We start from the raw sequence: 23,327 nt of genomic DNA on the forward strand, positions 1-23,327 counted from the left end.
CCGCCGCCTAGACGGCCTTGTTCGGCGCGGTCGGCGCGAAGCGGTCCAAAGTGGTGATGCCCGCGAAGTTGTGCGGCTGGACCCCGGCCATCAGCCGTCCGTAGTTCTCGGACAGTGCTTCGAGGTTGAGAGCGCCGTGCAGGGTGACGACCCGGGCATCGCGCCACGCGCGCTGAATCGGTTCGAAATCCATGATCGCGGTCGATCCGGAGTTGCGCTGCAACAGCTCGACCGCCTCCGCGCACCACTTGGCCGCATAAGCGGTCTCCACGAGGACTCGAGCGCTGAAACGCTGCATGTAGTCCGGGTCCGCCGGTGTCCCGGCGGCAGCGAGTACACCGAGCCGATCGGTCTCCTCCGCGTTGGCACGGGTCATCAGCGTCGCCGACTGGACCTTGGAGTGGAACTCGGCCAGCATCAGATGGGTCAGTGGGGCTTCGAGCTGGTTCTTGTACGTGGTTCCGCGAATCGGCCGGCCGGCGGAGCGCTCGAGGAAGCGCTCCAGGGCACCCTGGGCGATACCGATCGACATCCCGGCCATGAGACTGAACGACCAGCCGAGCGAGGGCGCCTGCCACAGCGACCCCTTGAGACCGTTGTCGAGGTTTCCACCGGTGATGTCGCGGAAGTCGACGCAGCGATGGTCCGGGACGAACAACTCGTCGGCGGCGAGCTTGCAGGAGACGCTGCCCGTGGCGCGCATTCCGGCGACGTGCCAGTCGTCAAGGAACCGGAGCTCACCGAGCGGGACCTGAGCGCCCACCAGGTATGGCCCCTCGCCGTCATCGGCGATGCAGCCGAGGTTGGTGAAGGGCGCCCAGAGCGCGTCACTGCCGAACGTCCAGGGGCCGCCGGACAGCTGCCAGCCGCCCTCGACCCGCTTCGCGCGCCCTCGGGAGGCCGGGAAGTGGCTCGACCCGGCGACCCGCGGACCCACCCATTCAGGCTTGTAGACCTCTTCCACGACGCGGGCACCGGAACCGGCCGGGATCCAGTTCGTCGAGGCGCCCGCCCACACGGTCCATCCGCACGAGCCGTCCCACTTGGCGACCTCGGTGACGACATCCAGCTGCTGCCGGACGGAGAACTCGTAGCCGCCGAACTCGGCGGGACTTCCGATCTCGAAAGCCCCGGTGGCGTCGATATCGGCGATGGTCTCGTCGGAATGACGTCCTGCCCGTTCCGCTTCGAGCGCGCGCTCCCGCAAGGTGGGCCCGAGGGCCCTGACCTTGTCCAGGACGGCCGTCAGCCGTGCAGACGTCTCGTCAGCCGCCATCATCGTCATTACCTCCTGTGTCGTTCGAACCGGTTGCGCTGCCATGACAGAAGAAGCCGAGATCACCTGAGGGGCACGATCGGCAACTGCACATAACTGGGGTGGTCGGGCCCGGTGTGGATCGCGTTCCTCGCGCCGACGTGGTAGCTCGCGTCGTACGCGCGGACCGGCACTGCGGCAGGCGCGTACGGCTGGACGTCGACGCGGAGCCGGCATCCTTTGCGGATGAGGGCGGTGCTCGGATTGAGTCCGAGCTCGATCGGTACGATCTCGCCGTCCTGGAGTGGCCTGTGGTCCGCCTCCGCATGCGTGTGGACGGGCCAGTACCGAGTCGACCTCGCCTCGTCGAGTGTGCGGCGCGACACCTTCAGCATGCCGTGCCCCACCGGATGGGCGTGCTCCGGATCGATCGGATGGACCAGTGCCTCGTAGCGGATCTCCCGGTCCTCCTCGTCGATCACGCGCAACGACACGAAGACGTCCATGTCGCTGCTCGTCGACGACACCCACAGGCCGGTCTTCATGTAGCCGGCGAGTACCAGGTCCTCCGACATCGGATCGCTGACGAACGAGATGCCGGTCGACCAGCGTGGGGTGCCGCCGACGGGACCGGTCGGCGCGAGGGTGGGCTGCCCCAGTTCCAGATGCGCCTCGTAGCTCGCACTTCTCTCAGCACCCGGGATGCTCTCGGTGAGACGCCGGAGGTCGTCCCGTTGGGTGTCGCCCTGCCAGTGTGACGGCCCGCCATCCAGATACCAGCGACGGTACTCGGTCCGCGCGATGGGCCATTCGGCCTCCTCCAGGACGAAATGTGCGGCGTTCCCTGTCCTGACCTGCACCCTGACCGGCGCTCCGTCCATGGCGCCGTTGTCCTCGCCCTTGAGCCAGTGGTCGAAGAACCGCATGTGTTCGGCGATCGTCGAGCCCTTGTAGCTGTACGGGAACCAGGCGTCGACGAAGTCGAACTTCCTTGCCACCGCTCCGGTCGACCGGATGAAGGTCTCGCTGCTGCCCAGCTGGTGGATCGCGACGCCGGTCTGCGGGCCCACGATCCAGACGGCCGCCGTTGACTTCTCGACCTCGGGACGCATGAAGATCGATCCACGGGCGCCGTAAGCGGCCGGGTCGTTGAAGGGAGTGGCCAGCGTCCGGGTCATCCAGTCCGACTCGCGCCGCTCTTCGCCGCAGAAGTTCCTGCCGGACCACGCCTTCCACCACCAGGTCCAAAAGCCCTCTCCGAAGATGCCGCCGTTGTAGAGGGTCTCGTTGTACAGGTCGGCATCGGTGCCCAGGGCGATCATTGCCTTGAGGTGGGGCGGCCGCAGGCTCGCGACGTTGTGCTGCGTCATCGCCAGGTAGGACATCCCCCACAGGCCGACACTGCCGTTCGACCAGGGCTGTGTGCCCGCCCACTCGATCACGTCGTAGTTGTCCTCGGCCTCCTGCACGCTCAGAGGCCGCTGGAGGCCGGGGCTGTTCCCGACGCCGCGTGCATCGACCCGGACGCACACATAGCCCTTCGGGACCCAGACGGCCGAGTCGACACTCTCATGATTCTCGTACTGGAGGCCGTCCGGGTTTCCCGAGAAGTAGCGGTCCTCCAGCTCCTCCTTCTCCAGAGCGTCGTCTTCGCCGCAGATGCACTCGTGGTTGAAGGCCTTTCCGTAGAAGCCCAGACTCATGACGACCGGGTGCCGGCCGTCGCCGGCCGGGCGAAAGACGTCAGCATAGAGGAAAGAGCCGTCTCGCAGGGGAATCTTGACGTCCGTCATCTTGACGATGCCACGAATGTCCCGCCGCAGAGTGTTGCGTGCGGCAGCGGCCTGACGAATTCCCCGTGGCTCCCGGGTCGTGAAGACTCCGGGCGCTGCGTTGAGCTTTTCCAACAGGGCAACGACCGCGGGGTCGGTGGCCACATCGGCCTGGCCGAAGTCGATGACCATCGGCTCGATGAGCTCATGAACCTGTGGAGCGATCGTGACACCGCTCTCGACGTCTCCGTCCTGATCCAGTGTCTGCACCAGTCGGGCGAGATTGGTCACGAGGGGATCGTGAAGCCTGTCGATCCTTCCGGCGACGCGGTTGACCAGCTGCGACAAGTTCACCCGTGGCGCCCCTTCGACCGCTCCCAGGACGAGACCACCGACGCGGAAGCTGACAGCCTCCCCTTTTCGGTACCGGAACTCACCGCGTTCGTTCGTGAAACCGTTCGTCGTGGGTGTCTGATACCTGAGCCCGCGGATCGGGCCGGCGAATACACCGGTCATTTCTTCTTTCGCGTTGACGGTGCGCACGGAAGGCTCATCTCTCCTGGACGTCGATACAGGGTGTTCGGACAGCCGATTGCCTTGATGGCGAAATGCCACTGATGGGCAGTGGGGCATCCAGCCAGTCGCGTATGGCACCGGCGTCGGCGTCGAGGACGGGCGGTGGGCTGCCGGAATCGCGAGTCGTCTCGGTCTCGAGGCCTGCGGCGTCGACCGTGAAGGTCCGCAGCGGCGACCCGGGCAAGGTGATCTTTCCCAGACTCTGGTGCTCAACGTCCAGGAGCAGGTGCTGCGAATGGGTCTGCTCCCACGCGTAGACCTCGTCGAGGCTGCGGACCCGGCCGGCCGGGATGCCGGTGCCGGCCAGCCGCGCCAGCAGGTCGTCCGTCTCGTACCGGGCGAACACGGACTCCAGCAGCTCGATGAGGCTGTCCCGGTGCGCCACCCGGCCGGCGTTCGTCGCAAAGCGTTCTTCGTCGGCCTCAATGCCGAACGCGGTGCGCAGCCGGCCCCACATCGCGTCGTTGCCGCAGGCGATTTGCACACTCCCGCCGGCGCAACGGAACAGGCCGTAGGGCGCGATGGAGGGATGGTGATTGCCCTGCGCGCGGCCGATCTCACCCGCGACGGTCCAGCGGGTCCCCTGGAACGCGTGGGCCGCGACGACCGACGCCAGCAGCGAGGTGCGGACGACCTGACCACGGCCGGTGCGGTCGCGTTCACGCAGCGCGGCCAGGACGCCGAACGCGCCGTTCATGCCGGCGAGCAGATCACCGATCGGCACGCCGGCCTTCTGCGGTTGGTCCGGGGCCGGTCCGGTGAGTGACATCAGCCCTGCCTCGCCCTGCGCGATCTGGTCGTATCCGGCGCGGCCGCCCTCGGGACCGTCGTGCCCGAATCCACTGATCGACAGCACGACCAAGCGCGAGTTGAGTCGCATGAGCCGGTCGGTGCCGAAGCCGAGCCGCCGCAGCGTGCCCGGCCGGTAGTTCTCCAGCAGGACGTCCGCGCGCTGCACGAGGCGAGTGAGCACCCGCGCGTCCTCGTCGCGCTTCAGGTCGAGGACGATCGACTCCTTGTTGCGGTTGCAGGACAGGAAGTACGTCGACTCCACTGTGCCGTCGTCGGCGTGGACGAACGGCGGCCCCCAGGACCGGGTGTCATCTCCTGCGGGGCTCTCGACCTTGATGACCCGGGCTCCGAGGTCGCCGAGCATCATGGCGGCCTGAGGCCCCGCGAGTGCGCGGCTGAGATCGATGACGAGCATCCCCGCGAGCGGGCCGGTCATGGCCGCACATCCGGTGTGCCGGCGCTCGGGGCGGCCGGGTTCGGGGCGGCCGGGTTCGGGCGGATCACCAGCATGCTCGCGGGCAGGTTCGTGCGGTTCTCCACACTGCGCGGTGTGCCGGAGGTGAGCCGCGCCCCGTCGAGAGTGTTGAGAGTCTCGGTGCGGCCGTCGGCGTCGGTGAGGGTCAGGGTGCCGGTCAGCACGAGGTAGAGCGTCTCCGCCGGGACCGGCGACATGTCGGCCCGGCCGCCGGGCAGGTAGTGCGACAGGGCGACCGTCACAGCACCGTCGTACCGCTCGCCGCCGAACAGATGGACGGGGCCGACGTCGTGATGACCGACGGGTTCGAAGCGTTGGGCCTGGACGAGCCGGGCGATGTCCGTCGTCACGGTCGTAGCAACTCCTTCGCGAGGACTGGGGGAGTGGTGGGCATCTGCGCCGGCGGAACCAGAGGCAGCTCGCCGGCGTCGGGGATGCTCTCCGGTGACTGCGCGATCCACTGTGCGGGGGCCCGGAACCGCTCCACGCGGCCGAGTGGCGCGAGCTTCGGTTCGCCGGCCGGCCGGCCGATCGCGTAGCCCGCCCCCATGCGGTAGCCGCCAACGCTCATGGTTCTGACCTTTCGCTTCGTCGTGGTCTCGTCGACTTGTGCCCGTCAGCGGGGCCAGCCGGGCTTCCTGCCGCGCTGAAGCGGGCTGGGGCTCGGGCCGCCAGCAGCACGCTGAGCTAAATGGACCTAACCATTAGGTCCGGTCATCATGCGTGCCGCGGGCGGCTTCCGTCAAGGGTTCCGGTCGGCCGGTGACCTACCGTTTCCGCCTGTACGACCCAGAGCATCGGGTGTATCCGTTAGGCTCTGTTCATGGTCTTGTCTGCCCCCCGAAGCCGCGCCGAGGAGGTCGTGCTCTACGTCGAGGACGCGATCGAGAAGCGCGGGCTGCGTCCCGGTGATCGCATCGGCACGCGAGCCGACCTGCGTGAGCAGACCGGTGTCGCGAGGGCCACTGTCATTGAGGCGATCCGGCTGCTGCAGGAGCGGCGTCGCGTAGTGGTTCGGCCTGGTCCCGGTGGGGGACTGTTCGTCGCGGCGACCGATCCCGTGGTCCGGCTCGGGCGCACGCTCCTCACCGTGCACGGCGAGCCCTCGACAGTCGCCGAGGCCATCGAGGTTCGTGAGCAGCTCGAGCCGCTCGTCGCCGTGCATGCGGCACAGCACCGCTCGGCCAAGGACGGGCGTGAACTCAAGTCACTGATCGCCGCGATGAAGAAAAACCTCGACGACGTACCCCGGTTCCTCTCACTCAACTGGGATCTGCACGTCCGCATCGCGGCCATCTCACCGAACGCCGTACTCCGGGGCACATACGTGGGCCTGTACGAGTTCGTCAACCACGTGTCCCTCGTGAACCCCCAGCCCCGGGACAGCGACTACCTGACGCAGCGACTGGAAGTCCACAGCGATCTGGTCGACGCCATCCTCGCCGGCGATGCCTCCGCCGCCCGGCAGGCCGCGCACGCACACCGCCACTCGAGCTGAACGGCAGCCATCAAGCCTGACCGTCGCCCGCAGGGGATCGTCCGCCGCTGATCGGCGGTCGTCATCCGCCATGCCGTCTGCGGCCACATCGACCGGGCCGTCAGGCGGTGCTGGGCTGGGCGCGGGTGCCTTCGCAGCCACCTATCAGGCCTAATCATTAGCCTTTTTGCAGGCTCCCGACGCGGGGCTCGATCGCGCCACAAGACCCTTGACACGCCCACTGGCCCGATGCAAGGTACAGCCTATTGGTTCGGCCTAATTGGCTCAGGCGCATGTCGCGAGGTCCGCATCGGCAGTCCGTAAGCGGGCCTGATCACAGCGCCGGGTCCTTCCCTTTGCAGACCAACTGGAGCGTGTGAAATGCTCGCAACTCTCAGTCATCCGAGGCCTGGTGGCGCCCCTCACGGAAGGCGCTCGAACCGCCGTGGTGCGGCAAGGGCGGCGGCGGCCGGCATCTCGGCGCTCGCGTTGGTGTCAACGGCTGCCTGCGGTTCCTCGTCGGACTCGGCCACCGCCTCGGGCTCGGGGTCGCAGCACGCGGCGGACGTCGCGGCAGCCAAGAGATCGATCGCCGGCTACACGGTGACGCCCACCGAATTTCCGGTGGGCGATCCGCTGGCGCACAAGCTCCCGGCCGGGAAGAAGTTCGTCTATCTGCAGTGTTCGACGCCCATCTGTGCCACGGTGGGCTCCTTCATCCGGCAGGCGGTCCGGGCGCTGGGCGGAAAGATGACTACCGTCAACGCAGGCTCGACGGCGCAGACGGCACAGGCCGCCGCATCAAGTGTGAACTCGATGAAACCGGACGCCGTCATCCTCGGCGCCATCGACCCCGCCTTGTTCGGGAGCGGCCTGAAGAAGCTTTCCGATGCCGGCGCCAAGCTGGTCTCCCTGCAGATCGACAAGGACGTGAAGCCGTATGGCATCACGTTCAACTACCTGGGCACCGACCTGAGCCGGCGCAACGGAAAGCTCCTGGCCGACTGGGTGATCGCCAAGAAGGGGGAGCAGGCCGACGCGGTGCTCTACACGGAGCCCACCCTCGACATCTCGACCCCGGTACAGAAGGCGTTCCAGGACGAGATGAAGGAGAACTGCCCTTCGTGCAAGGTGCGCGTGGTCCCCATCGACGCGGCTACCATCGGGACGACAGCGCCGCGCACCATCGTGACCGATCTTGAGGCACACCAGGACACGAAGACCGCGGTGTTCGTGAGCCTTTCGGCAGCCGCGGGCCTGCCGGCGGCGATGAAGGCCGCCGGCCTGTCGGTCACGACGGTCGGCTTCGGGCCCACAGCCGCCAACTTGCAGGACATCAAAAAGGGTTCACTGACAGCCGCACTGAACATCGACTTTCCGGTGTCCACGTGGACGGCCGTCGACGCGGCGGCCCGCTTGATCGAGGGAGCCGAGCCGACGACGAGCGAGCAGGCGGGCGCGGTGCCTGAGCAGTTCCTGGAACAGAAGGACATCACCTTCGACCCCACTCACGGCTGGTCGGCATTCCCCGACTACGCCCAGCGCTTCGCCACGCTGTGGAAGGTGTCGTAATGGCCGACGCCGCGGCACCGCTGCTCCGGATCAAGGGCATGTCGAAGACATTCCCGGGACTGAAAGCCTTGGACGGCGTGTCGTTGGAGGTCTACCCGGGGGAAGTCGTCGCGGTCCTCGGCCACAACGGCTCGGGAAAGTCGACGCTGGTCAAGGTTCTGGCCGGTGTGCATCAGGCCGATCCCGGGACAGTCGTCGAGGTCCGCGGCGCCAAGGGCGAACTCGTCGCCGGGCCGGCGGTCCGTGACGGCCTGCACTTCATCCATCAGGACCTCGGTCTGGCCGACATTCTGACAACAGTGGAAAATCTCGGGTTGGGCACGTGGGTGCCTGGCCGGGCTCTTGCTCCCGTTCGCAGCGCTGCCGAGCGACGCCACGCACAGCATCTTGTCGCCCGCTTCGGTGGCGGCGTCGATGTGACGGTTCCGGTCGGGAAGCTGACACCGGCGCAGCGGACGATCGTCGCGATCGCCCGGGCGCTGGACGGCTGGACACGTCCGGACAACGTGCTGGTGCTCGATGAGCCCACGGCGGCGCTGCACGGCGACGAGGTGCAGGTGCTGTTCGAGGCGATCCGGCGGGTCGCCTCGTCCGGGGCGGGTGTCGTCTTCATCTCCCACAGGCTCGACGAAGTGCTCGAACTGGCTGACCGAGTAGTGGTGTTGCGTGACGGCCGGGTGGTGGCCGAGCAGGCCACCAGCCGACTTGACCATGACACCATTGTGAGGCTCATCGCTGGTCGCGAGATCGCGGAAACGGTCGTGACGAGCGTCGACGAGCTCGGCGACCCTGTATTGACCGTGGCCGGCATCAGTGGCGCGGAGATCAGCGACTTTTCGTTGAGTCTGCGAGCGGGTGAGATCGTCGGCGTCGCCGGCATTCTGGGTTCAGGACGCGAGCAGCTCGCTCCGATGCTGTTCGGGGCCCAGCACCGGTCCGGCGGTCGGGTGGAGGTCGACGGGAACGAACTGATCCCCGATGACCCCCGGGCGGCGATCGAGCACGGGATGGCCTACGTACCGGCTGACCGCCGCCGTAGTGGCGTGGTGACGGAGATGAATGTTCGGGAGAACCTGACACTGCCGCTGATGCGGCCCCTGCGACGCCGCTTCGGGCGTCTGGACAGACAGGCCGAGCAGGCGCAGACCCGCGCTTGGATACAGACCGTCGGACTGCGTCCGCCCGACCCCGAGCAGCCGCTGAAACTGCTCAGTGGCGGCAACCAGCAGAAGGTCGTGCTGGCCAAGTGGCTGCGCATCCGTCCTCGCGTGCTCCTGCTCGACGAGCCCACCCAAGGCGTGGACGTCGGCGCCCAGGCGGCACTCCACGAGTTGATCCTGGCCGCACGGCACGACGGAACCGGGGTCCTGCTGTGCTCCTCGGACACGAAGGAACTCGTGTCCTTGTGCGACCGCGTCCTCGTGCTCAAGGAGGGCCGGACAGCCGGCGAAGTACCTCGCGAGTCCCTGACCGAAGCACGACTCGTCCGCGACGAGCTGGGTCTCCAGGGCGCTACAGGGCCCATCGGCACGAGTGGACGGGAGTGAGGACGATGCGGACAACGGAAGGCGTTATGACTCCCGGGCAGGCGTCTGGTGGTTCGGTACCGGATGCGGTGCACAGGGTGCACTGGTCGGTCGGGTTGCGGCGGACGGTGGCGTTTCGGAATGTTTCCGCGCTGTACCTGCTCGTCGTCATGGTCGTGGTGTTCGGGCTGTGGGTGCCGGGCACGTTTCTGACGTCGGGTACGTGGCGGTCGCTGTTGTCGGATCAGGCGGTGACGTGTCTGGTCGCGGTGGGGCTGGTGGTTCCGACGGCGGCAGGGGTGATCGACCTGGCGATCGGTGCGGAGGTGGGTCTTGGAGCGATCCTGGTGGCGCGATTGCTGGTCGGCCACGTGCCGATCCCGGTCGCGATTGTGCTGTCGGTTGTGGCCGGTGCGGCGGTCGGGGTGTTCTCCTGGCTGATGATCACTCGTGCCCGGATCCCGTCGTTCATCGCGACACTGGCCGTCAGTTCGCTGTTGGCCGCGGCGACTGCCTGGGTCTCCGGCAGTCAGCAGATCCTCAACCTTCCCGCCGGGTTCGGCAAGCTCGGCACCGGTCAACTCTTCGGCGTCACGTATCCCGTCTACATCTTGCTCGCCGTCGCCGTGTTCCTCTGGTACGTACTGGAACGCACCCCAGCCGGCCGCCGCATCTACGCGACCGGCGGCAATCCTCAAGCCGCTGCCCTCGCCGGCGTGCGCACCTCCCGGGTCCTCCTGTTCGCGTTGGTGACTTCCGGTGCGGTCGCGGGACTGGGCGGCCTGCTGCTGACATCGCAGCTGTCGACCGGTGATCCCACCGTCGGGCCTGGCTATCTGCTGCCCGTGATCGCCGCCGTCTTCCTCGGCTCGACACAGTTCCGCGGTGGCCGCTTCAACATCTGGGGCACCGTGGTCGCCGCCTACACCCTTGCCGTCGGAGTCAAAGGCCTGCAACTGGCAGGGCTGCCCATATGGATTCCCGACCTCTTCAACGGCACCGCCCTCCTCGCCGCCGTCGGCCTCGCCGCCTGGCGGAGATCCCCCGCCGCCCGTAGGAACGGACTGACGCGCTTCGGGCGGCGGCGGCCCGTGATCCAGGAGCCGGCCGAAGCCGGACGTGGTCTCCGCGATCCTCTGCAAAGCGTCCCCGACAGCAAGAGCATCTGAAGGAGTTTTCTCATGGGCAGGTCCGTCGACCCCGCGCTGTTCCGCGAAACACTGGGACACTACCCGACCGGAGTGGCCGTGGTCACCGCGGTGGCCGAGGACGGCCGCCCCGCCGGAATGGTCGTCGGAACGTTCTCCTCGGTCTCCTTGGACCCACCGATGGTCGCGTTCTACCCGGCTACCGGTTCCAGAAGCTTCCGGCAGCTCCGGACAGCTCAGGCCTTCTGCGTCAACGTCCTGGCGTCTGATCAGGAGCCGCTGTGCCGCCAATTCGCCACTGGCGGGGCGAGCAAGTTCGAGGACGTGCACTGGCGGCCCGGACCGCTCGGCTCGCCCATCCTCGAGGGCGCCGTGTCCTGGGTGGAGTGCACGTTCCACGACATCCGGGAAGCAGGCGACCACTTCATCGTCCTCGGGCTCGTCCAAGAGCTGGCGGTCGAGCGGTCGACGCTTCCACTGCTGTTCTTCCAGGGCGGCTACGGGCGCTTCTCCCCGGGCTCCTTCATGACCACTCCGGATCCTGACCTGATCCAGGCAGCCCAGGTGGCCGAGACGATCCGATCCCAGATCGAGAACCTCAGCAGCGAACTCGCGGTCAACTGCGGCGTGCTCACCCGGATTCGCGGCGACGCGGTGCAGGTGCTGGCCGCGAACCGCGGGTCCGTCGCCGAGCCGTTCCCCCTTGGCCACCGTCAACCGATCATTCCTCCACTTGGAGCCGTCTTCCTCGTGAACTCGACTGGGCGGGAGGTGGAGGATTGGCTGCGGCGTGGCCCGGACGACGACCGCGAGCGCCGCGAGCTCTACCTTGCGCGGCTCGACAAGGTACGCGAGCTCGGCTACTCCCTACTCGCCGCAGAACCCCGTCTGCTCCAGCGGCAGCAAGCAGCGCTGTCCGCGTTCGAAATGACCGACCGGCTGCCACGACACGAGCGCGAGGTGCAGCAGGCGACCTCCGAGCTTGCCGAGCTGTTCTGCCCCGACCTCTTGCCGGGTGAGCTGTACGACCTCGCATCGATTGTGGCCCCCGTCCCCACCGAGGCGGGCCTGTCCCCGATGGCGATCCGGCTGACCGGAATGCCGGCCTCTGCGTCGGCGGAGCAGATCGAGGCCTGGGTCCGCAGGCTCAAGGAGGTCGCGACGGCGGCCGGGATGGCCATGAGCGGAGCGCGCGCGTGAGTGCAAGCACAGCCTATTGGCCCTTTTCACGGCGTCCGGTGTTTCCTTCGAAGACAACTGGAGTGTGAAGGATGCTCGCAAAGTCCAGGGCCCCGATGGGTGGCGGCTCCGCCTGTAGTAGGGGCTCGAACGCCGCGAAGGCAGCCAAGGCATGCGTCTCGGCGATCACGGTCATGTCGGTTGCCGCCTGCGGAGCCTTCACGAGTTCGGCCACTTCGGAGCGGCATCTGCCGGCGAATGTCGGACTGGCGAGCACTGCAATCGCACCGTACACGTCCACGCCGACTGACTTTCCGGTGGCCGAGTCGCTGATGCGGCGACTTCCGAAAGGCGAAAAGTTCGTCTACCTGCGGTGTTCCACGCCTGTCTGTGCCGCGGTGGGCGCATACGTCCGGCAGGCGGTCAAGACGCTCGGCGGGACGTTCGCCGTGGTGAACACTGGTTCTACGGCGCGGACGGCACAGACAGCCGCGTCGCGTCTGCGTGCGCTCAGACCGGACGCGGTGCTCCTGGGAGCGACCGACCCAGCATTGTTCGGTGGTGCGCTGAAGAAGCTCGCCGGCTCCGGTGTCAAGCTGGTCTCCCTCCAGATCGACAAGGATGTGAAGCAGTACGGGATCACGTTCAACTACCTGGGTCCCGAACTGAGCCGGCTCAACGGCAAGCTCCTGGCAGACTGGGTGATCGCCAAGAAGGGTGCGAAGGCCAAGGCGGTGCTCTACACGTTGCCCGCCCTCGACCTGTCAGCCCCGGTGCAGAAGGCCTTCCAGGACGAGATGCGGGAGAACTGCGCGTCGTGCAAGGTGCGCGTGGTCCCCATCGACGTCAGCACCATTGGTGCGACGGCGCCTCGTACCATCGTGACCGACCTGCGGTCTCACACTGACACGAAGACGGCGGTCTTCGTGAGCCTCTCGGCAGCCGCGGGCCTGCCGACGGCGATGAAGGCCGCCGGCCTGTCGGTCACGACCGTGGGCTTCGCGCCCACAGCCGGTAACCTGCAGGACATCAAGGACGGTTCGTTGACGGTCGCGCTGGACATCGACTTTCGGGTTTCGACATGGACGGCCGTCGACGCAGCCGCGCGCCTGATCGAGGGCGAACCGCCCACAGCGAGCGAACAGGCCGGCTCGGTGACCGAGCAGTTCCTGGAGCAGAAGGACATCGCCTTTGATCCGGCCGGCGGCTGGTCGGCATTCCCCGACTGCACCCAGCGGTTCGCCAAGTTGTGGGAGGTTTCCTGATGACCGGCGGCACGTCCGCATGCTGCCGATCACCGCGAGCAGGCGATCGAGTGTCCTGGTGGTCCCATCACCGAACGGTGGTGCAATGGATGACGGTGGTGGCCCCGGTTCCGGCGGGGCCACCACCGCCTGCGTCAGCTCAGCCGGCGCAGAGGGTCACCTTGACCGTGGCGCCTCGGTGGACCACCGTCGGGGCGTGCGGCGAGACCGCTATGACCGAGCCCGGCTTGCAGCCGGTCGCGGACGCCTTGCCGAACTCAGGCGTGATCCGGGCCTTGTCGAGCAGCGCCCTGGCCCCGGTCGAGTTCAAGCCGCCCAGCTCGATACGGGTCGTTCCGCCATTGCTGTACAGCACGGTGGTGGCATTCTTGCCGGTGGTAGTGGTGGTGGCGTGGGAAACGGCGGCCGGACGTGCGGCATGCGAACCACCGACAACCCCGGCGGCCAGCGCCGTGCCGCCGCCCACCACGACCAGAGCGGCGGAGATGCCCGCTATGGCCGTGGCCCGCTTGCGGCGGGCCCCGCGCGCGATGACGGCCGCGTCGAACCGCGGCGCCTCGCTGCTGCTCACGAAATCGTTCATGGCGTTCACCAATTCCTGCTCGAAGGGGGAGTACCCCGTGCCGGCGGAAGGCCGCGAACCGTGAGACGTCATCGTGTTCCTTCCGTGGGCTGTTTCGATGAAGGGCCGGAGAGTGCGGAGGACTGACCCCGGAGTTTGTCGATTCCGCGCGCGAGCTGGGACCGTACCGTGCTCGGCGAGATCCCCAGGTCGGCCGCGATCTCATCATCCGAAAGGGCGTGGAAGTACCGCAGCACCACGACCGTCCGCATGCGCATCGGCAGACCATGGAGGGCCCGGACCAACTGGTCCCTGGTGTCCACCTGCCCGTAGTCGTCGCCCGGAGCCGCCCTGCCATCGCCTTCCTGGTGGGGGACCGTGCGGCGGAACTTTCGCCACCGGTCGTTCGCCAGGTTCACCATGATGCGCCGCACGTAGGCGTCCGGAGCATCCTTGGCGGCTATGGTGCGCCACTTGCGCCAGGCCCGCTCCAGGGTCTCCTGGACCAGGTCCTCCGCCGCCTCACGGTTTCCCGTGAGGGCGAGGGCGCCGCGGAACAGTACGGCTGACCGGGCGACGACGAAGCCATGGAAGTCGTCTCCGTCCTCCACCGGCCCGGGCACGCCGAGTTCGACGCGCGGTCTCCACGCGGTCGCCACGTCCAGATCCATACGCTCCTCCCTTCCTGTCACCCCTCCTCGACGTGGAAGCGGGCGTATCTGCTGCACGGCTCCAGTGAGAGCTGGGTCACAGTTCGAGGACGGCCGGATCACCGGACCGGCGCCGGCGAAGGCCGTCAAAGCGCTGGCCTTCGCCGGCCTGACGGTGGCCGACAGGCCCGCAAGCCTCGACGGTTGTGTCCGGGTCCTGGACGAGGGCTGCCTCTGCAGCGGTAGTCAGGCTCGGGGGCCCGCTCCCTTCCGTCGTACCCATACCTCATGCTGGTCCACGCGTTGTTGAGGCGAAGGAGACGACATGACCGAGGACGAACTGATCGCGGTAATCAGGAAGCAGACACCCGCCCACAATCTGGCACCAGTCGCTGCACCCACCGTGATCGCCACCGTAGAGGCGGAGGTCGGTCACCCGATGCCCAGTTTCCTCCGCAGGCTCTATGCAGAGGTCTCCAACGGTGGCTTCGGCATCGACGGCTGGGAGTGCGCCTCGCTGAGCCCGCTTCCTGACCACTACTTCTGCGACGCCGAGGACATCCTCAAGCTCTACCGCGGGTTCGCCACTCCCACGCAAGACCTGGACGAGGGCGTCCCGCCGGGCGTCGTTCCGATCATGGATCGCGGCTGCACGATGTGGACCCTTGTCGACTTCCGCACGCCCGACGGCCGCATCTGGGTATGGGATGGGAACGAGTGCTGCCGCAAGCTCTGTCCCACCACCATCGCCTCCGTGAGGGAGTACTTCGCCGAGGGCATCGCGGGTCGACTGGACGGCTCCGGCCCGCTGCGCAGCCAGTTGACAAGGGAGCCCTGCGAGCACTGAGGACTGATCAAGCGGCCGGTGTGAGCCGGTTCTGCCCGCATCCTGGCTCGTTCCCGCATCAGGCGGTTCCGCCTACGATCTCGCGGGTGGATCAGGCGTCGATTTCTGTCCGGTCGCCGCCCCAGAGAGTGTGGAAGGTGCCGTCGCGGTCGGTGCGGTGGTAGGTGTGGGCGCCGAAGTAGTCGCGTTGGCCCTGGGTGAGGGCGGCGGGGAGGCGTGGGGCGCGCAGTGAGTCGTAGTAGGCGAGGGTGGCGGCGAGCGCGGGGGTGGGGACGCCGTGGGTGACGGCGGTGGTGAGCACGGTGCGCCAGTCGTCCTGGGCGGCGGCGATCTCCTCGGCGAAGCCCTTGTCGGCCAGGAGGCTCACGAGGCCCGGCTGGGCTTCGTAGGCCTGGGTGATGCGGTCGAGGAAGGCCGCGCGGATGATGCAGCCGCCACGCCAGATCGCGGCGACCTTGCCGAGGTCGATGTTCCATTCGTACTGCTCGCTGCCGGCGGCGATCTGGTGGAAGCCCTGGGTGTACGACACGACCTTCGAGGCGTACAGGGCCTGCTCGACCCGGTCGGCGAAGGCTGCCGCCTCGTCCTCGCCCATCGCCCGGGGTGAAGGGCCCGCGAGGTGCTGCGAGGCCTCGCGCAGTCCGGCGTGGCCGGAGACGGCGCGGGCGAAGACGGCCTCGGCGATGCCGGAGACCGGTACGCCCAGGTCAAGGGCGATCTGCACGGTCCAGCGTCCGGTGCCCTTCTGCTCGGCCTGGTCAAGGACGATGTCCACGAAGGGCTTGCCCGTGTCCGCGTCGGTGTGCGCGAGAACCTCGGCCGTGATCTCGATGAGGTACGAGTCAAGGCGGCCCGTGTTCCAGGTCCGGAAGATCTCCGCGATCTCGGCGGGGGAGCGGCCCGCAACGTCCCGCAGCAACTGGTACGCCTCACCGATCAGCTGCATGTCGGCGTACTCGATCCCGTTATGGACCATTTTCACGTAGTGGCCCGCTCCATCAGGCCCGATGTGGGTGACGCAAGGATCGCCGTTCTTGGCTTTGGCAGAGATCTTCTCGAGCATCGGGCCGAGCGAGTCGTACGACTCGGGCGAGCCTCCCGGCATGATGCTGGGTCCGTTGAGCGCGCCCTCCTCGCCGCCGGAGACGCCGGTTCCGACGAAGTGGATGCCGCGCTCACGCAGTTCTTTCTCGCGACGGCGGGTGTCGGCGAAGTGTGCGTTGCCGCCGTCGATGATCATGTCGCCGGGTTCCAGCAGCGGGGCGAATTCCGCGATCACCGCGTCGGTGGGTTCGCCGGCCTTGACCATGACGACGAGCCGGCGTGGACGCTCGAGCGCCGCGACGAAGTCCTCGGCGGACTCGGTGGCGACGAAGTTGCCCTCGTCCCCGAACTCCTCCACCAGCGCGCGCGTCCTGGCGTTCGTCCGGTTGTGCAGCGCGACCGTGTACCCGTTGCGTGCGAAGTTGCGGGCCAGGTTGCGGCCCATCACCGCGAGCCCGGTGACACCGATCTGGGCTGTGCTGCTCATAGTGACCCTGCCTTCGGTTACGTCGCGTCCGGCACATCGGCGGACCGTCTCGTCAGTACGGAGTTCGAGCCTACGGTGCTCAGCCCGATCGCGGCCTCAGCGGCCTGGGGTGTCACAGAAGTTCTCGGACGCATGGGCGCCCCAGGTACTGCTTCGGCGGAACTCGTTCCGTCTGGCCACTCACCGTCCCGCGGTGCCGCGCGCCGCGCGGCCCGGCGGGCACGGAGCGGGCGGCCCGATACGGGTAACGGGCAGATTCGCCCTCTCAAGCGGGCGCCCGAACGGTCATGACCAGTGGAAAGCATCGGGGGAAACGGACGGGAACGGGCATGCCCGCAGCGGCTGAGGAGCTGGTGGAGGCCCGGGGGTTGCTTGTACAAACTACGCATGAGCCCGAACGGGTGCGGGACCCGAGCGGGCACAGGACCGAGTGCGAACAAGCAGGGAAGTGTGTGGTGGACGCCGACGAACGCCGACGAACCATCCTCGACGTCGCCCGCAGGGACGGCGCGGTGGACGTCACCGAGCTCGCCGCCGAGCTCGTGGTCGCGAAGGAGACCGTACGGCGCGATCTGCGCGCGCTGGAGGAGCACGGCCTCGTCCGCAGGACGCACGGCGGCGCGTACCCGGTGGAGAGCGCCGGGTTCGAGACGACGCTCGCGGTGCGCACCACGCGGCTCGTACCGCAGAAGTCCAGGATCGCCAAGGCGGCCGCCGACCTGCTCGGCGACGCGGAGACCGTCTTCGTGGACGAGGGCTACACGCCGAAGCTCGTGGCCGAGGCGCTGCCCAGGGACCGGCCGCTGACCGTGGTGACCGCCTCGCTCGGCGTGGCGACCGCACTCGCCGACGCGGAGAAGATCGCGGTCCTGCTCCTCGGCGGCCGGGTGCGCGGCTCCACCATGGCGACCGTCGACCACTGGACCACGCGCATGCTCTCCGAGTTCGTGATCGACCTGGCCTACGTCGGCGCCAACGGCATCTCGCGCGAGTACGGCCTGACCACACCCGACCCGGCCGTCAGCGAGGTCAAGGCGCAGGCGATGCGCAGCGCGAGGCGGCGCGTCCTCACCAGCGTCCACACCAAGTTCGGAGCGGTGAGCTTCTGCCGCTTCGCCGAGGTGCGGGACTTTGAAACGATCGTCACCGACGCGGGGCTGTCCTCGGCCGAGGCGCACCGCTACACCCTGCTCGGGCCGCAGGTGCTGCGCGTCTGATCCCCGCCCGTACGCTCCCGTCCCCGCGCGGCCGGCGGCCTCGCCGCTCCCGCTCGCGCACCGGCCGCACGTCCCGCCGGCGGCCCGGCCACCCGCCCGCACACCCGCGGGCGCCTCCGCGACCGCAGCGCGGCGTCCGCGTCGCGCACACCGCCCCTTCCATCCCTCAACCCATCCACCGGACGACGACGATCGGGAGAATCCCATGCCTCTCAAGCAGCGACGACAGGGAACCTACGTGCGACTGGGAGCGAGCGTGGCGGCTGCCACGCTGCTCGCCGGCTGCGCGGGCGCCGGCGGTGGTGGCGGCAGCTCCTCGGGCGGTGGCGGTGGTGGCAAGGCGCTCAACGTGCTGATGGTCAACAACCCGCAGATGACCGAGTTGCAGAAGCTCACCGCCGACAACTTCACCAAGAAGACCGGCATAAAGGTGCACTTCACGGTCCTGCCGGAGAACGACGCCCGCGACAAGTTCACCCAGGACTTCTCCAACCAGGCCGGCCAGTACGACATCGCCACCATCAGCAACTTCGAGGTGCCGTTCTACGCGAAGAACGGCTGGCTGGCGCCGCTCGACAGCTACGTCAAGAAGGACAAGGCGTTCGACCAGGCCGACATTCTGGGGCCCATGCAGGAGTCGCTGACCGGCGACGACGGCAAGCTCTACGCGGAGCCCTTCTACGGCGAGTCGTCGTTCCTGATGTACCGCAAGGACCTGTTCGCCAAGAAGCACCTGACGATGCCCGCGCACCCGACGTGGCAGCAGGTGGCCGACCTGGCGGCCAAGGTCGACGGCGCGACCCCTGGCGTCAAGGGCATCTGCCTGCGCGGCCTGCCGGGCTGGGGCGAGATGATCGCGCCGCTCACGACCGTCGTCAACACCATGGGCGGCACCTGGTACGACAAGGACTGGAACGCGCAACTCACCGGGCCCGGCTTCGAGAAGGCCACCAAGTTCTACGTCGACCTCGTGCGCAAACACGGGGAGGCGGGCGCGGCGCAGTCCGGCTACGCCGAGTGCCTCAACGACATGACGCAGGGCAAGACCGCCATGTGGTACGACTCCACGGCAGGCGCCGGCTCGCTGGAGGCGTCCGACTCGCCCGTGAAGGGCAAGATCGGCTACGTGCCGGCCCCCGTCGACAAGACCAAGACGTCCGGCTGGCTCTACACCTGGGCCTGGGGCGTGCAGAAGGCCTCCAAGAACCAGGACGCCGCCTGGAAGTTCATCTCCTGGGCGTCGGGCAAGGGCTACGAGGACCTCGTCGGCAAGAAGATCGGCTGGTCCAACGTACCCGCGGGCAAGCGCGCGTCCACGTACTCCAACCCGGACTACCTGAAGGACGCGTCCGCGTTCGCCGACATCACCAAGAAGTCCATCGCCGGCGTCGACCCGAAGAACCCGGGCGTCCAGCAGCGGCCCACGCCCGGCATCCAGTTCGTCGACTTCCCCGGCTTCACGGACCTCGGCACGAAGGTCTCCCAGGAGATCAGCTCGGCCATCGCGGGCAAGCAGTCGGTCGAGGACGCGCTGAAGAAGTCCCAGGCCCTCGCCGAGAAGGCCGGCAAGGAGCAGAAGTGAGCGCACCCGTCACCACGCGGTCGCTGCCCCCGGCCGACGCGTCGCGCACCGCGCGCCGCGGCGGCCGGGCCCCCGGCGGCGGGGCGCGCGCCTGGGCCACCCGCGCGCCGCTCATGCCCGCCCTGCTGTTCCTCATCGCCGTCACCCAACTGCCCTTCGTGGCAACACTGGTGATCTCGCTGTTCGACTGGAACTCGCTGGCACCCGGCAAGCGCCACTTCCACGGCCTGTCGAACTACGCCACCGTCTTCACCGACTCCGACATGCGCGACTCGGTGTTCACCACGATCCTGCTGACCGTGACCGTGGTGGTCGCGAGCGTGGTCATCGGGCTGCTCCTCGCGCTGCTGCTCGACCGCAAGTTCTTCGGCCGCGGGATCGTGCGCACCCTGCTGATCACCCCGTTCCTGCTGGTCCCGGTCTCCGCGGCGCTGCTGTGGAAGCACGTGCTCTACAACCCCGAGTACGGCCTGCTCAATGGCGCCTGGTCGTGGGTGGCGGGCCTGTTCGGCGACCACACACCCGCCCAGCCAGACTGGATCTCCAACATGCCGCTGACCGCGGTCGAGATCGCGCTGGTGTGGCAGTGGACGCCGTTCATGATGCTCATCCTGCTCGCCGGGTTGCAGAGCCGGCCGGCGGAGACGCTGGAGGCGGCGCGCCTCGACGGTGCCGGCCCCTGGCAGATGTTCCGCTTCCTGACCCTGCCGCACCTGCGCCGCTACCTCGAACTGGGCATCCTGCTCGGCTCGATCAACGTCGTGCAGAACTTCGACGCCGTGTTCACCATCACAGCCGGCGGGCTCGGCACGGCGAACCTCCCCTACACCATCTACGAGACCTTCTACCAGGCCCACGAGTACGGCCTCGCGTCGGCGGCAGGCGTCGTCGTCGTGATCGGCACGATCATCATCGCGACCTTCGCGCTGCGGGTCGTCTCGTCCCTGTTCACGGAGGAGGCGGGCCGCGCATGACCACCCTGACCACCGCCGGGGCCCCGGCGCCCGCCCGCTCGAAGGGCGTGCGCCACGCCCCGCACACCCGTAAGGCGCGGCGCAAGGCCGCCTGGATCGGCCTGCTCGCCTGGATCGTCGGCATCGTCTTCTGCGTCCCGGCGCTGTGGATGCTGCTGACGTCCTTCCACTCGGAGCCGGACGCGGCCACCAACCCGCCGTCGATCGCCGCGCCGCTGACGCTCTCCGGCTACAAGGTGTTCTTCGGCGCGGGCGGTGGTGCGAGCCCCTGGCCGCCGCTGATCAACTCCGCGCTGTCGTCGGTGCTGTCGACCGCGCTGGTGCTCGCGCTCGCCCTGCCCGCCGCCTACGCGCTGTCCATCAAGCGCGTCAGGAAGTGGACGGACGTGATGTTCTTCTTCCTGTCCACGAAGATGCTCCCGGTCGTCGCGGGCCTGCTGCCCGTGTACCTCTTCGCGAAGAACACCGGCCTGCTCGACAACGTGTGGCTGCTCGTCATCCTCTACACGTCGATGAACCTGCCGATCGCGGTGTGGATGATGCAGTCCTTCCTCGCCGACGTGCCGGTCTCCATCATCGAGGCCGCCCAGGTAGACGGGGCCCGGCTGCCCACGGTGCTGCTGCGCGTCGTCGCCCCGGTGGCCGCGCCCGGCATCGCCGCCACCTCCCTGATCTGTTTCATCTTCAGCTGGAACGAGCTGTTGTTCGCACGGGTGCTCACCGGCGTGCGCGCCGAGACCGCGCCCGTGTTCCTGACCGGATTCGTCACCAGCCAGGGCCTGTTCCTCGCCCAGCTGTGCGCCGCGTCCGTCGTCGTGTCCCTGCCGGTGCTCGCCGCCGGCTTCGCCGCCCAGGACAAGCTCGTCCAGGGCCTTTCGCTTGGAGCAGTCAAATGAGGGCAGCGATCATCGAGGCGCCCGGCAAGGTGTCCGTCGAGACGGTCCCCGACCCCACCCCCGGGCCCCGTGACGTCGTGGTGAAGGTCGCGGCCTGCGGTCTGTGCGGCACCGACCTGCACATCCTGCAGGGCGAGTTCGCGCCGACCCTGCCGATCGTGCCCGGCCACGAGTTCGCCGGTGAGATCGCCGCGCTCGGCTCCGACGTCACGGAGCTCGCCGTCGGCGACCGGGTGGCCGTTGACCCCTCTCTGCACTGCCACGAGTGCCACTACTGCCGCATCGGTAGGGGCAACCTGTGCGAGCGGTGGAACGCCATCGGCGTCAGCAAGCCGGGCGGCGCCGCCGAGTTCGCCGTCGCGCCCGTCGCCAACTGCGTCAAACTGCCCGGACACATCGACGTGCACGACGCCGCGCTCATCGAGCCGCTGTCCTGCGCGGTGCGCGGCTACGACGTGCTGAGCTCCACCCTCGGCGCCGAGGTCCTCATCTACGGCTCTGGCACCATGGGCCTCATGATGCTGGAACTCGCCAAGCGCACGGGTGCCGCGTCCGTGGACATGCTCGACATCAACGCGGACCGTCTGGCGACCGCCGTGAAGCTCGGCTGCAGCCGCTCGGCCGCCAACGCCGACGAACTGGAGACCGCACGCGGCTGGGACGTCGTCGTGGACGCCACCGGCAACGCCGGCGCCATCCAGGACGGACTCGGCCGCGTCGCCAAGGGCGGCACGTTCCTCCAGTTCGGCGTCGCCGACTACGCGACGACCGCCGTCATCGAGCCCTACAAGATCTACAACCAGGAAATCACCATCACCGGCTCGATGGCCGTCCTGCACAGCTACGAGCGGGCCGCGGCGCTCTTCGCGACCGGCGTCCTCGACCCGGCCGTCTTCATCAGCGACCGGTTGCCGCTCGAGGAGTACCCCGCCGCCCTCGACCGCTTCAAGGCGGGCCAGGGCCGCAAGATCGTGGTCCAGCCGTGACCACCGTGCCGCCGCCCGGCGCCGTCCTCGTGCTCGGTGAGGCGCTCATCGACCTCGTACCGGCCGAGGGGGGCCCGGGGACGGCACGGCGCTACGCCGCCGAGCCGGGCGGCGCGCCCGTCAACGTGGCCGTCGGACTCGCCAGGCTCGGCACCCCGAGCTTCTTCGCGGGCGCGCTCGGCGGCGACGCCTTCGCCGGCGACCTGGAGCGCGTCCTCACCGGCGCGGGCGTCGACACGAGCCTCACAGGGCGCTCGCCGCTGCCCACCACGCTCGCGGTCACCGACCCGCGGCCCGACACCACCGGGTACCACTTCCACCTGGCCGCCACCGCGACGTTCGAGATCCCCGACCACGCGGAGGCGGCGGGCGCGTTCAGCGCCGTGTACGCGGGCGGCCTGGCCGCCGTCGTCGCGCCCGCGGCCGAATCGGTCGCCGCCACCGCGCGCGCGGCGGCACGCTCGTCCGTCCTGATGGTCGACCCCAACGTACGCGTCGACCGGTCGATCGCGCCGCGGGACGGCGCGCGCAGCCTGCGTGACCTGTGCGCGCTCGCGCACGTCGTCAAGGTCAGCGACGAGGACCTGGCCGCGCTGTGGCCGGGCGAGAGCGCGGAGGACTCCTGCGCGCGCCTGGCCGCCGGCGGCCGCCTCGTCCTGCTCACACGCGGCGCGCACGGATCCACGGCCTTCACGGCGGACGGCGAGCGGGTGGCGGTGCCGGCCACACCCGTCACCGTCGTCAACACCATCGGCGCGGGCGACGCCTTCGCCGCGGCCGTCCTGCACCGGCTGGCCGCGCTCGCGCCGCCGCCCGGCGGTCCTGTGCGGGTGACCCGCGAACAGGCGGCGGACATCCTGGCGTTCGCCGGGCGGGCCGCCGCAGCCGTGGTGTCGGGGCCGGGTACCGCGCTCACCGGGCCGCTGGCGCGCGACACCGTCGACCTCACCAGGCTCGCGCTGGACACCACGTCGGACGCCCGCACCGCCGGTCCTGGCCACCGGTGGCTGCTGGACCTGCCCGAGGAGCCGGTGACGGTGGTGGG

The 23,327-nt window shown here is 68.6% G+C and carries 23 protein-coding genes; 13 read left to right on the plus strand and 10 right to left on the minus strand.

Features of this window, described 5'->3' with window-relative positions; all coding sequences use genetic code 11:
- Nucleotides 1-7: 7 nt before the first annotated feature.
- The 5 genes from JFN87_RS02840 to JFN87_RS02860 are packed head-to-tail and all read right to left on the minus strand — an operon-like array spanning nucleotide 8 to nucleotide 5,441.
- Complete coding sequence (locus JFN87_RS02840) at nucleotides 8-1,279, minus strand: acyl-CoA dehydrogenase family protein (protein ID WP_209338222.1); 1,272 nt, start codon at nucleotides 1,277-1,279, stop codon at nucleotides 8-10.
- 59 nt (nucleotides 1,280-1,338) lie between these two features.
- Nucleotides 1,339-3,570, minus strand: a complete 2,232-nt coding sequence (locus JFN87_RS02845) for a CocE/NonD family hydrolase (RefSeq protein WP_209338223.1) — start codon at nucleotides 3,568-3,570, stop codon at nucleotides 1,339-1,341.
- Nucleotides 3,571-3,577: 7 nt separating this feature from the next.
- Nucleotides 3,578-4,831 carry a CaiB/BaiF CoA transferase family protein gene (locus JFN87_RS02850; RefSeq protein WP_209338224.1) on the minus strand — a complete coding sequence of 418 codons (1,254 nt, stop codon included), beginning with the start codon at nucleotides 4,829-4,831 and terminating at the stop codon, nucleotides 3,578-3,580.
- Nucleotides 4,828-5,220 carry a cupin domain-containing protein gene (locus tag JFN87_RS02855; protein WP_209338225.1) on the minus strand — a complete coding sequence of 131 codons (393 nt, stop codon included), beginning with the start codon at nucleotides 5,218-5,220 and terminating at the stop codon, nucleotides 4,828-4,830. The genes JFN87_RS02850 and JFN87_RS02855 overlap by 4 nt, the downstream gene beginning before the upstream one ends.
- Complete coding sequence (locus JFN87_RS02860) at nucleotides 5,217-5,441, minus strand: hypothetical protein (protein ID WP_209338226.1); 225 nt, start codon at nucleotides 5,439-5,441, stop codon at nucleotides 5,217-5,219. Before JFN87_RS02860 ends, JFN87_RS02855 begins: the two co-directional genes overlap by 4 nt.
- 291 nt (nucleotides 5,442-5,732) lie before the next feature.
- On the opposite strand from JFN87_RS02860, the gene JFN87_RS02865 reads away from it, so the two are divergent.
- Nucleotides 5,733-6,368, plus strand: a complete 636-nt coding sequence (locus JFN87_RS02865) for a FadR/GntR family transcriptional regulator (RefSeq protein ID WP_209338227.1) — start codon at nucleotides 5,733-5,735, stop codon at nucleotides 6,366-6,368.
- A 401-nt stretch (nucleotides 6,369-6,769) separates the two neighbouring features.
- On the opposite strand, the gene JFN87_RS02870 is transcribed toward JFN87_RS02865, so the two are convergent.
- On the minus strand, nucleotides 6,770-6,928 hold the full coding sequence (locus JFN87_RS02870; RefSeq protein WP_209338228.1) for a hypothetical protein: 159 nt from the start codon (nucleotides 6,926-6,928) through the stop codon (nucleotides 6,770-6,772).
- A gap of 43 nt (nucleotides 6,929-6,971) precedes the next feature.
- Between JFN87_RS02870 and JFN87_RS02875 the strand changes: the two genes are divergently transcribed.
- The 4 genes from JFN87_RS02875 to JFN87_RS02890 all read left to right on the plus strand — a co-directional run bounded on the left by JFN87_RS02875 (nucleotide 6,972) and on the right by JFN87_RS02890 (nucleotide 11,793).
- Nucleotides 6,972-7,919 (plus strand): sugar ABC transporter substrate-binding protein, encoded by a 948-nt coding sequence (locus JFN87_RS02875; RefSeq protein WP_209338229.1) that lies wholly within the window; start codon nucleotides 6,972-6,974, stop codon nucleotides 7,917-7,919.
- On the plus strand, nucleotides 7,919-9,466 hold the full coding sequence (locus tag JFN87_RS02880; RefSeq protein WP_209338230.1) for a sugar ABC transporter ATP-binding protein: 1,548 nt from the start codon (nucleotides 7,919-7,921) through the stop codon (nucleotides 9,464-9,466). Before JFN87_RS02875 ends, JFN87_RS02880 begins: the two co-directional genes overlap by 1 nt.
- Nucleotides 9,467-9,543: 77 nt before the next feature.
- Entirely contained in the window at nucleotides 9,544-10,614 is a 1,071-nt protein-coding gene (locus JFN87_RS02885) for an ABC transporter permease (protein ID WP_209338231.1), read from the plus strand.
- A 12-nt stretch (nucleotides 10,615-10,626) separates the two neighbouring features.
- On the plus strand, nucleotides 10,627-11,793 hold the full coding sequence (locus JFN87_RS02890; RefSeq protein ID WP_209338232.1) for a flavin reductase family protein: 1,167 nt from the start codon (nucleotides 10,627-10,629) through the stop codon (nucleotides 11,791-11,793).
- Between the two features lie 13 nt (nucleotides 11,794-11,806).
- Here JFN87_RS02890 and JFN87_RS02895 read toward each other — a convergent pair whose 3' ends face one another.
- Nucleotides 11,807-12,073 (minus strand): hypothetical protein, encoded by a 267-nt coding sequence (locus JFN87_RS02895; protein ID WP_209338233.1) that lies wholly within the window; start codon nucleotides 12,071-12,073, stop codon nucleotides 11,807-11,809.
- Between the two features lie 16 nt (nucleotides 12,074-12,089).
- On the opposite strand from JFN87_RS02895, the gene JFN87_RS02900 reads away from it, so the two are divergent.
- A complete protein-coding gene (locus JFN87_RS02900) occupies nucleotides 12,090-13,037 on the plus strand; it encodes a sugar ABC transporter substrate-binding protein (protein ID WP_209338234.1) in 948 nt (315 codons plus the stop codon).
- A 139-nt stretch (nucleotides 13,038-13,176) separates the two neighbouring features.
- On the opposite strand, the gene JFN87_RS02905 is transcribed toward JFN87_RS02900, so the two are convergent.
- Both JFN87_RS02905 and JFN87_RS02910 read right to left on the minus strand, forming a co-directional pair.
- A complete protein-coding gene (locus JFN87_RS02905; RefSeq protein ID WP_245178628.1) occupies nucleotides 13,177-13,620 on the minus strand; it encodes a hypothetical protein in 444 nt (147 codons plus the stop codon).
- Nucleotides 13,621-13,688: 68 nt separating this feature from the next.
- Entirely contained in the window at nucleotides 13,689-14,264 is a 576-nt protein-coding gene (locus JFN87_RS02910) for a SigE family RNA polymerase sigma factor (protein ID WP_372449168.1), read from the minus strand.
- Between the two features lie 310 nt (nucleotides 14,265-14,574).
- On the opposite strand from JFN87_RS02910, the gene JFN87_RS02915 reads away from it, so the two are divergent.
- The gene (locus JFN87_RS02915) at nucleotides 14,575-15,096 is read left to right on the plus strand and encodes an SMI1/KNR4 family protein (protein WP_209338237.1); all 522 of its coding nucleotides are present in this window, start codon (nucleotides 14,575-14,577) and stop codon (nucleotides 15,094-15,096) included.
- Nucleotides 15,097-15,187: 91 nt separating this feature from the next.
- On the opposite strand, the gene gnd is transcribed toward JFN87_RS02915, so the two are convergent.
- The gene (gene gnd / locus JFN87_RS02920; protein ID WP_209338238.1) at nucleotides 15,188-16,627 is read right to left on the minus strand and encodes an NADP-dependent phosphogluconate dehydrogenase; all 1,440 of its coding nucleotides are present in this window, start codon (nucleotides 16,625-16,627) and stop codon (nucleotides 15,188-15,190) included.
- 455 nt (nucleotides 16,628-17,082) lie between these two features.
- Between gnd and JFN87_RS02925 the strand changes: the two genes are divergently transcribed.
- The 6 genes from JFN87_RS02925 to JFN87_RS02950 form a co-directional block, all read left to right on the plus strand.
- Nucleotides 17,083-17,844 (plus strand): DeoR/GlpR family DNA-binding transcription regulator, encoded by a 762-nt coding sequence (locus JFN87_RS02925; protein WP_209338239.1) that lies wholly within the window; start codon nucleotides 17,083-17,085, stop codon nucleotides 17,842-17,844.
- Nucleotides 17,845-18,049: 205 nt separating this feature from the next.
- Nucleotides 18,050-19,426, plus strand: a complete 1,377-nt coding sequence (locus JFN87_RS02930) for an ABC transporter substrate-binding protein (RefSeq protein WP_209338240.1) — start codon at nucleotides 18,050-18,052, stop codon at nucleotides 19,424-19,426.
- 23 nt (nucleotides 19,427-19,449) lie between these two features.
- Entirely contained in the window at nucleotides 19,450-20,400 is a 951-nt protein-coding gene (locus JFN87_RS02935; protein WP_245178643.1) for a carbohydrate ABC transporter permease, read from the plus strand.
- Nucleotides 20,397-21,296 carry a carbohydrate ABC transporter permease gene (locus JFN87_RS02940; RefSeq protein ID WP_209338241.1) on the plus strand — a complete coding sequence of 300 codons (900 nt, stop codon included), beginning with the start codon at nucleotides 20,397-20,399 and terminating at the stop codon, nucleotides 21,294-21,296. Before JFN87_RS02935 ends, JFN87_RS02940 begins: the two co-directional genes overlap by 4 nt.
- Nucleotides 21,293-22,282 carry a zinc-dependent alcohol dehydrogenase family protein gene (locus JFN87_RS02945; RefSeq protein WP_209338242.1) on the plus strand — a complete coding sequence of 330 codons (990 nt, stop codon included), beginning with the start codon at nucleotides 21,293-21,295 and terminating at the stop codon, nucleotides 22,280-22,282. The genes JFN87_RS02940 and JFN87_RS02945 overlap by 4 nt, the downstream gene beginning before the upstream one ends.
- The coding region (locus tag JFN87_RS02950) for a PfkB family carbohydrate kinase (protein ID WP_307865272.1) at nucleotides 22,279-23,327 on the plus strand (1,049 nt) is incomplete at its 3' end. The genes JFN87_RS02945 and JFN87_RS02950, both read left to right, overlap by 4 nt.

Source organism: Streptomyces montanisoli (assembly GCF_017813245.1).
Taxonomy (GTDB): Bacteria; Actinomycetota; Actinomycetes; order Streptomycetales; family Streptomycetaceae; genus Streptomyces; species Streptomyces montanisoli.

Coding starts and splice junctions, on each gene's coding strand:
- JFN87_RS02840 (WP_209338222.1), bottom strand. CDS start 1,279: ATGATGGCGGCTGACGAGACGTCTGCACGGCTGACGGCCGTCCTGGAC.
- JFN87_RS02850 (WP_209338224.1), bottom strand. CDS start 4,831: ATGACCGGCCCGCTCGCGGGGATGCTCGTCATCGATCTCAGCCGCGCA.
- JFN87_RS02860 (WP_209338226.1), bottom strand. CDS start 5,441: ATGAGCGTTGGCGGCTACCGCATGGGGGCGGGCTACGCGATCGGCCGG.
- JFN87_RS02880 (WP_209338230.1), top strand. CDS start 7,919: ATGGCCGACGCCGCGGCACCGCTGCTCCGGATCAAGGGCATGTCGAAG.
- JFN87_RS02890 (WP_209338232.1), top strand. CDS start 10,627: ATGGGCAGGTCCGTCGACCCCGCGCTGTTCCGCGAAACACTGGGACAC.
- JFN87_RS02905 (WP_245178628.1), bottom strand. CDS start 13,620: ATGAACGATTTCGTGAGCAGCAGCGAGGCGCCGCGGTTCGACGCGGCC.
- JFN87_RS02915 (WP_209338237.1), top strand. CDS start 14,575: ATGACCGAGGACGAACTGATCGCGGTAATCAGGAAGCAGACACCCGCC.
- gnd (WP_209338238.1), bottom strand. CDS start 16,627: ATGAGCAGCACAGCCCAGATCGGTGTCACCGGGCTCGCGGTGATGGGC.
- JFN87_RS02930 (WP_209338240.1), top strand. CDS start 18,050: ATGCCTCTCAAGCAGCGACGACAGGGAACCTACGTGCGACTGGGAGCG.
- JFN87_RS02940 (WP_209338241.1), top strand. CDS start 20,397: ATGACCACCCTGACCACCGCCGGGGCCCCGGCGCCCGCCCGCTCGAAG.
- JFN87_RS02945 (WP_209338242.1), top strand. CDS start 21,293: ATGAGGGCAGCGATCATCGAGGCGCCCGGCAAGGTGTCCGTCGAGACG.